This is a genomic window from Streptomyces sp. RGM 3693 (assembly GCF_050471125.1).
In the GTDB taxonomy this organism is placed as follows: Bacteria; Actinomycetota; Actinomycetes; order Streptomycetales; family Streptomycetaceae; genus Streptomyces.
This window is the reverse complement of sequence record NZ_JBMPPQ010000004.1, coordinates 19949-32817: the sequence shown is the minus strand read 5'-3', so window position 1 is coordinate 32817 and position 12869 is coordinate 19949. Positions and strand designations below refer to the sequence as shown.

The following is a 12869-nucleotide window of genomic DNA, read 5'->3' as shown; positions in this document are numbered from 1 at the left end:
GTCGGCGCGCGGGCCGGGCCCCGGGCCGGGCACACCCGCCCGCGGTTCAGCGGGTGCCCCGGCCCGTCCGGCGCAGCGTCAGGAAGCCGCCGGACGCGCCCGCCAGCACCAGCGGGATCAGCAGCAGCCACCCGGAGAAGGCGAGCACCCCCGCGGTCAGCACGGAACTGGCCAGCCCGCCGTACCAGAGCGGGGTACGCCGCGGCAGCAGCACCAGCGCGGCGGCCAGCCCCGCCAGGGTCACCGCGGCCAGGCAGGTGGCGGTGGCCCGCATCAGCAGGTCCAGGTCGGCGGCGCCGGACGCGGCCGGCACCGCGAGGGCCGCCGCCACCAGGCCCAGCACCGCCAGCGACCGGCGCGGCACCTCGCCCGGCGCGCCGCCCTTGGCCAGCCAGCGGGGCGCGGCACCGTCCCGGCCGAGCGCCGCGCCGAGCCGGGAGGCCCCGGCCAGATAGGAGTTGACCGCCCCGAAGGTGAGGAACAGCGCCGCCGCGGCCGCCACCGGGCGGGCGGCGGTGCCCACGCTCTGGGCGAGCAGCGCGGTCAGCGGGGTGTCGGTGCGCGCCGCGGCCGGTCCCAGCGCCCCGATGGTGGTGACCGCCAGTCCCAGGTAGAGCACGGTGATCACGGCGAGCGTACGGCGGGTCACCCGCGGCAGGTCCCGCGCCGGATCGGCGAACTCACCGGAGAGGTGGCTGGCCGCCTCCCACCCGGCGAACGCGAAGAACAGCACCGAGGCCGCCGACCCCACCGAAGCCCAACCGCCGGGCAGGAAGGGCGTGAAGTGGGCCGCGGACACCCGCGGCGCGGCGGCCAGCACCGCGCACAGCAGCACCGCCGCCAGCAGCCCGCCGAGCAGCAGTTGCACCCGGCCCGACATCCGCAGCCCGACCGCGTTGGAGACCAGCGCCCCCACGAGCACCGCCGCGCCGACCGCGGCCGCCCCGGCCGCGCCCCAGCCGGCCGCGTCGGCCACGTACTTCCCGCCGATCCAGGCGGCCGAGACCACTCCCAGCGGCACCGCCCCGTAGAACCACCAGCCGACCACCGCCGCGGCCCGCGGCCCGATCGCCCGGTGCACATACGTGGCGACGCCCCCGCCGTCGGGGAACCGCGCGCCCAGCGCCGCGAACGACGCGGCCACCGGCACGCACATGGCCAGCAGCACGACCCAGGCGAGCAGCGAGGCGGGACCGGCCGCGGCGGCGGCCAGCGACGGCAGCGTCAGCACACCGGGACCCAGCACGGCGCCGGCACACAGCGCGGTACCACTGCCGACACCCAGCCGCCGTACATCCGGCCGTGCAGGAGCAGGAAGAGATGTTTCTTGTACGGACACAGCCGCAGACGCTAATCGGAACTTTGCCCATATTGCTTATGCGCCGAACTAAATTCGACAGCGCCCCGCATCATGGGGTCATGGACGACATTGATTCGGCGATTGTCCGGGAACTCCAGCGCGATGCACGGCAGACCAACCGCGAACTGGCCGGCAAACTGAACATCGCCCCCTCCACCTGTCTGGAGCGGGTCCGCGCACTACGCGCCCGCGGGGTGATCACCGGCTACCGCGCGACCGTGGACCTGCGCGCCCTCAACCGCCCCGTACAGGCGCTGCTGACGGTCCGGATCCGGCCCATGAACCGCGAGGTGATCGAGCGGTTCAAGGCGTTCCTGACCTCCCTGCCCGAGGTCCTCAACGTCTATGTCGTCGCGGGCGGCGACGACTTCCTGGTGCACGTCGCGGTCCCGGACGTGGACCGGCTGCACGCCCTGCTGATGGACCGGATCTTCAAGCGCCGCGAAGTCGTCGACTGCCGCAGCTCGGTGATCTACCAGCACGTCGCCAACGACATCATCGAGCCGCTGCCGCCCGAGCGGTCCTGACGGGACCGGCGGGCGGCAGCGGTGGACGACGACCCGGCCGCGGCGGGCCGTGCGGCTCAGCCCTGCTGACGGGCGGCCTTGCGGCGGGCGGCGGTGAACAACACCCCGGCGCCCAGGGCGAGCACCGCGGCGCCCCCGATGGCCAGCGGGGCGGTGCTGCCGTCGCCACCCGTCTCGGCCAGGTGCCTGCCGTCGACCGGTGCCGCCGCACCGTCCGGGTGCGCACCGCCCGCGCCGGAACCGGCGTCCGACGACGGGGCCTGGCCGCCGGCCGGCGCCGCCGCGGACGGCTGGTCGTGACCGCCGCCCATGGCGTGGTCGTGGTGGCTCATGTCCATCGAGGACTTGTCGGCACCCGCCGCGATCTGGCGGTCGGTCGGCGCGGACGCGGTCGGTGCGGGCGCCGAGGGGCTCCCGGCGCCGCCGTTGTCCTTGCCGAAGACCACGTCGGAGCAGGTGTAGAAGGCTTCCGGGCTGTCCGAGCGCTGCCAGATGCTGTAGATGAGGTGGCGGCCGGACCGGGTGGGCACCGAGCCGTCGAAGACGTACTCGCCGTTGGTCAGCGTCGGGTTGGTGACCTTCGCGAACGGCTGGGCCTCCAGGTCGGACCACTTCAGCGGCTTCGTCGGGTCGTAGCCGTCCTTGGTGAGGTACAGCTCGAACGTGCCCTTGTGCGGGGCGGTCGCCTTGTAGTGGAAGGTGTGCTTGCCGGCCTTCATCGCGGTGGACGGCCAGTCGGCGCGCGGCAGGTCCAGCCCCTTGTACTCGTCGTTGCCGGCGCTGCACAGCTTGCCGTCCGGGATCCGCTCCTTGGACTTCCCGCCGGCGTTGCCGTCCCGGACGGCGTTCCAGTCGTACAACGCCTGGGCCCCGCCGGCCTGCACGGCGGCCTTGCACGCCGCGGACCGCGGGTTCTCGGGGCCCTCCGCGTAGCAGGCCGAGACCCGGCTGACCGGGTCCGACATCGACCCGTGCGCGGCGGCCGGGGTCGCAGTGAGCACGGTGAGCGCCACGGGGGCGATGCCGAGCAGCGCGATCCCGGTGGCCTTGCGGCGAGCGGTCATCGTGGGGGTCTCCTTCATCGGGTGCTTCGGTTTCGGGTGCTTCGAGTTCGGGCGCTTCGAGTTCGGGCGCGCGGCGCACCGGGTGGGTGCGCCGCGCGAACGGGGGGGCAGGCGGGGGTGGGGGGTCGGGCGCGTACGGAACCGGTGCCGCCCCCCGATGAACGGCACCGACGGGCCCGCGAACCCGCCTTGCGGAACTGACGCTAGCCGCCCTGAGCAGCGGATTTGAGGCCCAACGGCCGATCCGGCGGATCCTTATGGTCGCGTTAATGAAGGGCTAAGCGGGGGCACAGGAACGCCGGCCGGAAAGGGGCATTCGGGGCCCGGGGGCGGGGAGTTGGGGAAGTCGCCGGGGGTGGGCGGGGGCGGGCGGGGGTCTGCGGAGCGCCTGCCGGTGCTCGGTGGTGCTCCGGCTCACCGGCCGGTGTCGGTGAGCGGGGCCGCCGGGGCGTCGAGGTCGTCGACGAGCGCCCCGAACACCTCCGCCGGCGGGGCGCCGGAGACGGCGTCCAGCGGGAGTTCGGCCCAGATGATCTTGCCGTGCGGGGTGTAACGGGCGCCCCAGCGGCGGGCATAGCGGGCGATCAGGAACAGCCCGCGGCCGCCCTCGTCGGTCGTCCGGGCGTGCCGTAGGTGCGGCGCCGTGCTGCTGCCGTCGGAGACCTCGCAGATCAGCGCCTCCGCCCGGATCATCCGCAGCCCGATCGGCCCGGACGCGTGCCGGATGGCATTGGTGACCAGTTCGCTGACGATCAGCTCGGTGGAGAACTCCAGCTCTGTCAGCCCCCATTGGGCCAGTTGGTCGGCGGCGGACCGGCGGGCCCCGCCGACCGCCGAGGGGTCCGCGGCGACGTCCCAGGTGGCCAACTGCTCCTGCGGCAGGGCCCGGGTGCGGGCCAAGAGCAGTGCCACGTCGTCCACCGGCCGGGTGCCGGGCAGGCTGCTGATGACCGTCTCGCAGATCTCCTCCAGCGGGGCCTGCGGATCGGCCAGCGCGGTCCGCAGCCGGGTGATCCCGCCGTCCAGGTCGAGGGCCTTCCCCAGCAGCAGCCCGTTGGTGTAGAGCGCCAGCAAACTGCCCTCGGGCAGCGGTAGTTCGACGGATTCGAAGGGCATCCCGCCCAGCCCCAGCGGTGGCCCGGTCGGCAGCTCCAGCAGTTGGCAGCCGCCCGCCGGGCTGACCAGCAGCGGTGCGGGGTGCCCGGCCCGGGCCAGCGCGCAGCTGCAGCCGACCGGGTCGTAGACCGCGTACAGACAGGTCGCCCCGATCACCCCGTCGTCGCCGTGTGCGTCGTGCGCGACCCGGTTGACCATGTCGTCCAGGTGGGCCAGCACCTCCTCCGGGGACAGGTCCAGATCGGCCAGTGCCTGCACGGCGGCCCGCAACCGGCCCATCGTGGCCGCGGCGTGCACCCCGTGCCCGACCACGTCGCCGACCACCAGTGCCACCCGTGCCCCGGACAGCGGGATCACGTCGAACCAGTCACCGCCCACCCCGGTCCGCGAATCGGCGGGCAGATAGCGGTACGCGGCGTCCACCGCGCTCTGCGCGGGCAGGCCGCGCGGCAGCAGACTGCGCTGGAGGGTCAGTGCCGCGGCGTGCTCCCGGGTGTACCGGCGGGCGTTGTCGATCGAGATCGCCGCCCGGGTGACGAACTCCTCGGCCAGGACCAGGTCGTCGGGCTGGAACGGGCCGGTGAGCCGCCAGCGGGCGAACGCCGCCGCGCCCAGGAAATTGCCCCGGGCTCGCAGCGGCACCACCATCAGCGAGTGGAAGCCGAGCGCGCGCAGTTGCCCGGCCCGCACCGGGTCGTCGGCCGCCCAGTCGGCACGGTCCAGGTCCAGGGTCGGGACCAGCACGGACTCGCCCTCGGTCAGGCTCAGTACCACCGGCGCCGACGGAGGGTAGGCGGTCCGCTCCCCGACCGCGATCACCGCCTCCGGGCAGCCCTCCCGCACGGACTGCTGCCCGGCCCGGCGCATGGCGAACAGGTCGGCGGGCTCGACCGGTCCGGGGGCGGGCTCTTCGCCGGTGAGCATCGCGTCGAGCAGATCGACGGTGACGAAGTCGGCGAGGTCCGGCACCGCCACGTCCGCCAGCTCCTGGGCGGTCTGCCAGACGTCGAGGGAGCCGCCGATCCGCTCCCCGGCGCGGTTGAGCAGCGCCATCCGTTGCCGGGCGCGGTAGCTTTCGGTGACGTCGAGGACCATGTAGCAGATGCCGAGCACCTGGCCGGATTCGTCCTCCAGTCGGAAGAAGGACGTCGAGTAGGCGTGCTCGCGCTGCGGGTCGGACTGGGGGTGCCCGAGGTACTCGTAGCCGAGGGACGGGACCCCGGTCCGCAGCACCCGCCGCATCTCCGCCTCGACGGAATCCACCGCCAGGTTCGGCAGCACCTCTCGCAGCCGCTTCCCCAGCCGTTCGGCGCGTGGGGTACCACCCATCCGTTCCAGCGCGTCGTTCAGCCAGACGTACCGCAGCTCGGGGTCGAGCATGGCCACCCCGATCGGGGACATCCGGAGGATCCCGTTCAGCAGCGAGCGGCCCGCCCCCGACCAGGGTGTCCGGGCCATCTCGGCGGCCAGCACCAGCCGCGCGGACGGATCCTGGCCGGCCAGCACCGGCAGCACCCGCACCTCCAGATCGAGTCGGCGCCCCGCGCGGTCGCGCACCGCGACCAGCCCGCTCCAGCCGCCCTCCGCCGCGAGCCGGTGCCGCCAGGCCCGCTCCCCGGGCACCGCACGGGCGTCCGCCGCGGGGAACACCTCCGCCAGCGGCCGGCCGAGCGCCCGGGCCGCCGGATGACCGAGCAGCCGCTCGGCGCCCGTGGTCCAGCCCCGTACCACTCCCGTCCGATCGGCCATCACCACGGCGGTCCGGGTGAGGTCGAAGGCTCCGTCGCCAGGAAGGCGGCTGCTCGGGGAGGCGCTCATACAAGACCGATCCACTGCCGGCTCCACACCCTGCGAAGGCCCGCGTCACCGGGCCGCCACCGCGTACCACCAGCGCCTCCCACGGTACTCCCGGAACCTGCCGGGGCGCTTGCGCTGCGGCCCCGGCCACCGGGCCCACCGGGCCCCACGCCGGCACGGCCGTCACCGAACGTTGTCAGTGCCTCGACCGCCCCGGGCCGCGCGGTCCCCCTGGACGGCGGGGCCGCCCCGGAGGGCGGGGCCGGTGATCCCCCGTGACGCCGGCCCGGCGCCCGCTCCCCGGCCCCTGCCCCGCTCACCCCCGCCCCAACTCCCTTACGTGCCACACCTCCCCGCCGCACCGTCGGTAGCCGAAGGCGTGAGGGATGGCTCGCATGGCGGCGGTGCCGGCGGTGTCGGTGTTGGCGGCGGCGTTGCCGGCGAAGGCTTCGGTGCAGCCGGCCTCGCGGGCGCGGTGCAGGGCGTCGGTCTTGGCGAGTTCGGCCAGGCCCCGGCCGCGGAAGGCGCGGCGGCAGCCGGTCATGGTGGTCAGGTGGCGGCCCCGGTTGTCGGTGGCGGCCAGGGTGTAGGCGGCGACCTCGCCGTCGACGGTGACCACGGTGGTGAGGCCCAGGTCGATATCGGGGTTCTCCCAGGTGGTGCGGAGCCAGTCCGGGTAGGTGACGGCGTCGGCGGCGAGCTCGCCCGGTTCGTCGTCCGCGGTGGCCTCCGCGTCCGCCTCGTACAGGGGGCGCGGATCGGCTCCGAAGTCCGCGCCGGTGCACAGCCGCACGCCGGGCGGGAGGGCTACGGGCAGTGGGGGGAGCGCGGCCTGCGCGAGGGCGAGGCGGAGGAAGTCGGCCCGGCGGGTGGGGCGGTAGCCGTGTCGGGCGGCGAAGGCCAGCGAACCGGGGTCGTCCACCGTCCGGGCGTGCAGGCGGGTGGCGCCGGCCGCGGTCAGATGTGCCTCGGCGTCGGCCAGGAGGGCGCTGCCGGCGCCCCGGCCGCGGTGGTCGGGGTGGACGATCGGGGTGGCCGCGCTCTGCCCCGGCAGGCTGCTGTCGTGCAGCAGTCCGGCATTGATCTGGCCGATCACCCGGCCGTCGTGTGCGGCGACGAGCGACCGCAGCCGTTGCGCCGGGGGAGCGGAGGTGACCTGCCAGGCGACGCCCTGTGGAGTCGCGAGCAGGAACGGCAGGGCGGCCCGCCGCAGGTCGGCGACGGCCTTGGCGTCGGAGGGGCGGAAGTCGCGCACGGTGAGCGTCATGGTGGCGGACGGTACGCCGGTGCGGTCCGTTCCGCCGCCCGGTTTTCCCGCTGGTGGCGGGCGGTCGGGGCGGCTTTCCCCTTGTCCGGCAAGGGGTTTGGCGGGACATCTTTGGTGTCCGGTAGGGGCGTGGCTCATTCCGGACGGTCACCCACATGTATAGGTGGTCATTGCAACTATCCGGGCGTACGGTGATCGCGCTGGCCGCCGCCGGGAACGCGCGGCCCGCCGTACCCCGAAGGAGGAGCCGCGAGGATGTGCGGAATCACCGGATGGATCTCCTACGACAACGACCTGACCACCCAGCGCCCCGTCCTTGAGGCGATGACCCGGACCATGGCCTGCCGCGGTCCAGATGCCGACGGCATATGGCTCGCCCCGCACGCCGCGTTCGGGCACCGCCGGCTCGCCGTCATCGACATCGACGGCGGCAAGCAGCCGATGAGCGTCGAGCAGGGCGGCCGCACCCTGATCGTCACGACCTACAGCGGCGAGGTCTACAACTACCGGGAACTCCGGGCCGAGTTGGAGCAACTGGGCCACGCCTTCCGGACGAACAGCGACACCGAGGTCGTACTGCACGCCTACCTCCAGTGGGGCGAGGCGTTCGTCCAGCGCCTCAACGGCATGTACGCCTTCGCACTCTGGGACCCGCGCACCGAACAACTCCTGCTGGTCCGCGACCGGATGGGCATCAAGCCGCTCTTCTACTACCCGACCCGCGACGGCGTCCTGTTCGGCTCGGAGCCCAAGGCGGTGCACGCCCACCCGGACGTCCGCCCGGCCGTCGACGCCGAGGGCCTCGCCGAGCTGATCACCTTCACCAAGACGCCCGGCCACGCCGTCTACAAGGGCCTGCACGAGGTCCGCCCCGGCCATCTGGTCCGCGTCGACCGCAACGGCGTCCACGTCAGCCGCTACTGGGCCCTCGAAGCCCGCGAGCACACCGACGACCTCGACACCACCGTCGCCCGGGTCCGCGAGCTGCTCGACGACATCGTCGCCCGCCAGCTGATCGCCGACGTCCCGCTGTGCACCCTGCTCTCCGGCGGCCTGGACTCCTCGGCCATCACCGCGCTCGCCGCCAAGGCGCTGGGCGCCCAGGGCAGCGGACCGGTCCGCTCGTTCGCCGTCGACTTCGCCGGCTACACCGAGAACTTCACCCCCGACGACCTGCGCGGCACCCCCGACGGCCCGTACGCGCACGCCCTGGCCGAACACGTCCGCTCCGACCACCACGACATCGTGCTGGACACCGCCGCCCTGATGAACCCGGCCCACCGCGCCGCGGTCCTGGCCGCCCGCGACCTGCCCAACGGGTTCGGCGACGGCGACACCTCGCTCTACCTGCTGTTCAAGGCGGTCCGCGAGCAGTCCACGGTCGCCCTCTCCGGCGAGTCGGCGGACGAGGTCTTCGGCGGCTACCGCTGGTTCCACGACCCGGAGTCCGTCAACGCCGACACCTTCCCCTGGGTCGCCGCGGGCGTCTCCGGCCGGTTCTCCGGCGGCAACGCGGTCCGCGAGGCACTGTTCGACCGCGCCCTGCTCAAGCGGCTCGACCTGCCCGGCTACGAACACCGCCGCTACCGCGAGGCGCTCACCGAAGCCCCCTACCTGGACAGCGACACCGGCCACCAGCGCCGGATGCGCGAGGTCAGCTACCTGCACCTGACCCGCTTCGTGCAGATCCTCCTGGACCGCAAGGACCGCGCCAGCATGGCCGTCGGCCTGGAGGTCCGGGTCCCGTTCTGCGACCACCGCCTGGTCGACTACGTCTTCAACACCCCGTGGGCGATGAAGACGTTCGACGGCCGGGAGAAGTCGCTGCTGCGCGCCGCCACCCGCGACGTCCTGCCCGACGTGGTCGCCGACCGCGTCAAGAGCCCCTACCCCAGCACCCAGGACCCGGGCTACAACGAGGCGCTGCGCGGCGAGCTCAGGGACCTGGTCACCGACCGCGACGCCCCCGTCCGCCCGCTCCTGGACTCCGGGGTGCTCGCCCAGGCCACCGCCGCCGGCGCCGACCACGACATCCGCCCCGCTGCCGAACTCGTCCTCGGCATGGACACCTGGTTGCGCACCACCGGCACCACCCTGGAGCTGTAGCCCGCGGACGTCCACCTCCGGACATGGTGGCCGCTCCTGACGCACAATGGATGCGACAAAACCGCGCACCCCGCGCCGACGGATCCGCGCACCCCGCGCACCCGCCGCCCGCGTCACCACCAGCACCAGGAGCGCCACCGTGTCCCCGCAGACCCTGACGATCACCATCGACCCGGCGGCGGCAGAGGCCCCGTTCGAGCAGGTCCGCACGCAGATCGCCGACCAGGCTCGGACCGGCACCCTGCCGGTCGGCCACAAACTCCCCACCGTCCGCGGCCTCGCCGAGGAACTGGGCCTGGCCGCCAACACCGTCGCCAAGGCGTACCGTGCCCTGGAAACCGACGGGGTGATCGAGACCCGCGGCCGCAACGGCAGCTTCGTCGCCGCGGCCGGTGACGCCGCCGACAAGGAGGCCGCCGCAGCCGCCGCGGCCTACGCCCACCGCGCCCAGCGCCTCGGCCTGGACCGCGCCGCCGCGCTCGCCGCCGTCACCGACGCGCTGCGCGCCACGTACGACACCGGTGACTGACGAAAACCGGCACTGACCAGGCGGCCGGGCCCTGACCAGGCGGCCCGGCCCCCGCCCACCCCGGAGGAGACCATGCCCAGTCGGCTCGCCCTCGTCCGACGCCCAGGCCCCCGCCTCGCCGAGGGCCTGGTCACCCACATGGATCGGCAGCCGGTGGACCCCGCGCTGGCCCTGCGCCAGTGGGAGGCGTACGTCCAGGCACTGCACGACCACGGCTGGCGGACCACCGAGGTGGCCCCCGCCGACGACTGCCCCGACGCGGTCTTCGTCGAGGACACCATGGTCGTCTTCCGCAACGTCGCCCTGCTCGCCCGCTCCGGCGCCGAATCCCGCCGCCCCGAGCTCCCGGCCGCCCGCGAGGCCGCCGAGGCGCTCGGCTGCTCCCTCAACGCGGTCCGCGCCCCCGGCACGCTCGACGGCGGCGACGTCCTCAAGATCGGGGACACGGTGTACGTGGGCCGCGGCTGCCGCACCAACCCCGAGGGGGTCCGGCAACTCCGGTCCGCCTTCGAGCCGTTGGGCGCCCGGGTCGTGGCGGTACCGCTCAGGCGGGTGCTGCACCTCAAATCCGCGGTCACCGCCCTCCCGGACGGCACCGTCATCGGCTACCTGCCCCTGGGCGAGGACCCTTCGGTCTTCCCGCAGTTCCGGCCCGTCCTGGAGGAGTCCGGTGCACACGTCGTCCTCCTGGGCGACGACGTGGTCCTGATGGCCGCCTCCGCACCCCGGAGCGCCCAGCTGTTCACCCGGCTCGGCTACCGCCCGGTCCTCGTCGACATCAGCGAGTTCGAAAAGCGGGAGGGCTGCGTCACCTGCTTGTCGGTACGTTTCCGCGACCTGGCGGAGCACGCCCGGGGCACCTGAGGGAACGTCACCCCGGGGCGGCCGTAGGGGCATCCTTGCCGCATGAGCAACCTCGACCTCAGCCCCACTCCCACCCGCTGCGGCGGCAACCGCCACACCGGCCCGGTACGCGAGCTCCAGGCCGGCAAACAGGTCCCGCTCGGCGAGAGCACGGTGGTCCGTCGCCTCCTGCCCAACCTCGGCCGCCGCATGGTCGGCGCCTGGTGCTTCGTGGACCACTACGGCCCCGACAACATCGCCGACGAACCCGGAATGCAGGTCCCCCCGCACCCGCACATGGGCCTACAGACCGTCAGCTGGCTCCGTGCGGGCGAGGTCCTGCACCGCGACAGCCTGGGCTCCCTACAGACCGTCCGCCCCGGCGAACTGGGCCTGATGACCGCGGGCCGCGCCATCGCCCACTCCGAGGAGTCCCCGCGCCCGCACCCCGCCCTGCACGGCGCCCAGCTCTGGGTGGCCCTGCCTGCCGCCCACCGCGCCACCGCCCCGACCTTCGAGCACCACGCCGACCTGCCCGTCGTCACCGGGGGCGGCGGCCTCCGCGCCACCGTCATCCTCGGTGAACTGGCCGGCGCCGCCTCGCCCGGCACCGCCTACACCCCGCTGGTCGGCGCCGACCTCACCCTCGCGCCGGGCACCGACGCCCGGCTCCCCCTCGACCCGGACTTCGAGTACGCCGCACTGACCGTCTCCGGCGCCCCCGAGGTCGACGGCGTCCCGCTGACCCCCGGCTCGCTGCTCTACCTCGGCTGCGGCCGCACCGACCTCCCGCTGCGCGCCACCGAAGCCGGCAACCTGCTCCTCCTCGGCGGCGAACCCTTCGAGGAGGAGATCGTCATGTGGTGGAACTTCGTCGGGCGCACCGGCGACGAGATCGCCGCCGCCCGTGCGGCGTGGAACGCCGGCGGTGACGGCTTCGGCACCGTCCACGGCTACGCCGGTGACCGGCTGCTCGCTCCCGAACTCCCGCCGGTACCGCTCAAACCGCGGGGCCGGGCGCGCTGACCCGACCGCCGCCTGTCACCGGCAGCCCGTAACGGTGTTACAGGTACAACCCCGAGGTCGTGCCCTGGGGCTGGGACGGCAGTGCGGCGGGGCGGGTGCCGCGGCGGAGGGCGTAGAGCTCGGCCAGGGTGGCGCCGTCGCGGCCGATGCCCTCCTCGGTGCCGAGCCAGTCGACGGCCTCGGGGCGGGTCAGCGGGCCGACCTCGATGCGGGCCAGACAGCGGCCGGGGCGGACCACCGCGGGGTGCATCCGCTCCAGGTCCTCGTTGGTGGTGACGCCGACCAGGACGTTGCGGCCCTGACCGAGGAGCCCGTCGGTGAGGTTGAGCAGCCGGGACAGCGCCTGGCCCGCGGTGTGCTTGGCCTCGCCGCGGATCAGTTCGTCGCAGTCCTCCAGCAGGAGCAGCCGCCACCGGCTCTTGCCCGCGGCGTCGTCCTCCCCGATGGCGATGTCCATCAAGTAGCCGACGTCGGTGAAGAGCCGCTCCGGGTCCAGTACGCAGTCCACCTGGCACCAGTCCCGCCAGGACCGGGCGAGCGTGCGCAGCGCGGAGGTCTTGCCGGTGCCGGGCGGGCCGTGCAGCAACAGCAGCCGGCCGGCGATCTCCTGGGGCGACACCGTCATCAGCCGGTCCATCGCGGTGGCCACCGGCGCGGTGTAGTTGGCCCGGATCTCCTCCCAGGTCCCGGCGCTGATCTGACGGGTGGTGCGGTGCGGGCCGCGGCGCGGGGAGAAGTACCAAAAGCCCATCGGAACGTTCTCCGGCTGCGGTTCCGGTGCGTCCTCGGCGCCGTCCGCGGCCTGTCCGAGCACCTTCTCGGCGAGCTCGTCCGTGACCGCGGTGACCGTCACGTCGGCGCCGCGGTTCCAGCGGGAGACCAGCAGGGTGAAACCGTCGCCCTCGGCGAGGGTGGCGCTGCGGTCGTCGTCCCGGGCGGAGCGCAGGATCCGCACCCCGGGCGGCAGCAGCGTCAGCCCGGACTTCACCCGGTCCACGGTGCGGCTCCGGGCGTGGGGCTGCTCGCCGTTGGCGAACCGGCCCAGGAAGAGCGCGTCGACGACGTCGGACGGGGAGTCGCTGTCGTCCATGGTCAGCCGGAGCGGCAGGGATTCCTCGGTGCGGGAGGTCGGGACCTGATCGGCACACATGGCGCCATGATCCGCCACACCGACCGGTCGCGCACAAGGAATATCCGGGGGCGCGTCGGCCACCTGGATCGGGGCGGTGTTCCG

At 74.0% G+C, this 12869-nt stretch carries 10 protein-coding genes; 5 read left to right on the top strand and 5 right to left on the bottom strand.

What is annotated here, in order from left to right; all coding sequences use genetic code 11:
• Window positions 1-46: 46 nt before the first annotated feature.
• Window positions 47-1339: an APC family permease gene (locus ACO0M4_RS36305; protein WP_430375410.1), complete on the bottom strand. Its 1293-nt coding sequence runs from the start codon at window positions 1337-1339 to the stop codon at window positions 47-49.
• Between the two features lie 80 nt (window positions 1340-1419).
• Between ACO0M4_RS36305 and ACO0M4_RS36300 the strand changes: the two genes are divergently transcribed.
• On the top strand, window positions 1420-1887 hold the full coding sequence (locus ACO0M4_RS36300; RefSeq protein WP_390019271.1) for an Lrp/AsnC family transcriptional regulator: 468 nt from the start codon (window positions 1420-1422) through the stop codon (window positions 1885-1887).
• Window positions 1888-1943: 56 nt separating this feature from the next.
• On the opposite strand, the gene ACO0M4_RS36295 is transcribed toward ACO0M4_RS36300, so the two are convergent.
• From ACO0M4_RS36295 to ACO0M4_RS36285, 3 genes are all read right to left on the bottom strand, one after another.
• Window positions 1944-2951 (bottom strand): lytic polysaccharide monooxygenase, encoded by a 1008-nt coding sequence (locus ACO0M4_RS36295; protein ID WP_430375409.1) that lies wholly within the window; start codon window positions 2949-2951, stop codon window positions 1944-1946.
• Window positions 2952-3365: 414 nt separating this feature from the next.
• Window positions 3366-5885 (bottom strand): SpoIIE family protein phosphatase, encoded by a 2520-nt coding sequence (locus ACO0M4_RS36290; RefSeq protein ID WP_430375408.1) that lies wholly within the window; start codon window positions 5883-5885, stop codon window positions 3366-3368.
• A 295-nt stretch (window positions 5886-6180) separates the two neighbouring features.
• Window positions 6181-7131 (bottom strand): GNAT family N-acetyltransferase, encoded by a 951-nt coding sequence (locus ACO0M4_RS36285; RefSeq protein WP_430375407.1) that lies wholly within the window; start codon window positions 7129-7131, stop codon window positions 6181-6183.
• Between the two features lie 255 nt (window positions 7132-7386).
• Between ACO0M4_RS36285 and asnB the strand changes: the two genes are divergently transcribed.
• From asnB to ACO0M4_RS36265, 4 genes are all read left to right on the top strand, one after another.
• Entirely contained in the window at window positions 7387-9237 is a 1851-nt protein-coding gene (gene asnB / locus ACO0M4_RS36280) for an asparagine synthase (glutamine-hydrolyzing) (RefSeq protein WP_430375406.1), read from the top strand.
• A gap of 139 nt (window positions 9238-9376) precedes the next feature.
• Window positions 9377-9766 carry a GntR family transcriptional regulator gene (locus tag ACO0M4_RS36275; RefSeq protein ID WP_430375405.1) on the top strand — a complete coding sequence of 130 codons (390 nt, stop codon included), beginning with the start codon at window positions 9377-9379 and terminating at the stop codon, window positions 9764-9766.
• 72 nt (window positions 9767-9838) lie between these two features.
• A complete protein-coding gene (gene ddaH, locus ACO0M4_RS36270) occupies window positions 9839-10630 on the top strand; it encodes a dimethylargininase (protein ID WP_430375404.1) in 792 nt (263 codons plus the stop codon).
• Between the two features lie 42 nt (window positions 10631-10672).
• Window positions 10673-11635: a pirin family protein gene (locus tag ACO0M4_RS36265; RefSeq protein ID WP_430375403.1), complete on the top strand. Its 963-nt coding sequence runs from the start codon at window positions 10673-10675 to the stop codon at window positions 11633-11635.
• A 37-nt stretch (window positions 11636-11672) separates the two neighbouring features.
• Here the strand turns inward: ACO0M4_RS36265 and ACO0M4_RS36260 are convergent, their stop codons facing one another.
• Window positions 11673-12785 (bottom strand): DUF5925 domain-containing protein, encoded by a 1113-nt coding sequence (locus tag ACO0M4_RS36260; protein WP_430375402.1) that lies wholly within the window; start codon window positions 12783-12785, stop codon window positions 11673-11675.
• Window positions 12786-12869 lie beyond the last annotated feature (84 nt).

Excerpts from the sequence above, each read along its gene's own strand:
- ACO0M4_RS36300 (WP_390019271.1), top strand. The coding sequence starts at position 1,420 with ATGGACGACATTGATTCGGCGATTGTCCGGGAACTCCAGCGCGATGCA.
- ACO0M4_RS36295 (WP_430375409.1), bottom strand. The coding sequence starts at position 2,951 with ATGACCGCTCGCCGCAAGGCCACCGGGATCGCGCTGCTCGGCATCGCC.
- ACO0M4_RS36290 (WP_430375408.1), bottom strand. The coding sequence starts at position 5,885 with ATGAGCGCCTCCCCGAGCAGCCGCCTTCCTGGCGACGGAGCCTTCGAC.
- ACO0M4_RS36285 (WP_430375407.1), bottom strand. The coding sequence starts at position 7,131 with ATGACGCTCACCGTGCGCGACTTCCGCCCCTCCGACGCCAAGGCCGTC.
- asnB (WP_430375406.1), top strand. The coding sequence starts at position 7,387 with ATGTGCGGAATCACCGGATGGATCTCCTACGACAACGACCTGACCACC.
- ddaH (WP_430375404.1), top strand. The coding sequence starts at position 9,839 with ATGCCCAGTCGGCTCGCCCTCGTCCGACGCCCAGGCCCCCGCCTCGCC.
- ACO0M4_RS36265 (WP_430375403.1), top strand. The coding sequence starts at position 10,673 with ATGAGCAACCTCGACCTCAGCCCCACTCCCACCCGCTGCGGCGGCAAC.
- ACO0M4_RS36260 (WP_430375402.1), bottom strand. The coding sequence starts at position 12,785 with ATGTGTGCCGATCAGGTCCCGACCTCCCGCACCGAGGAATCCCTGCCG.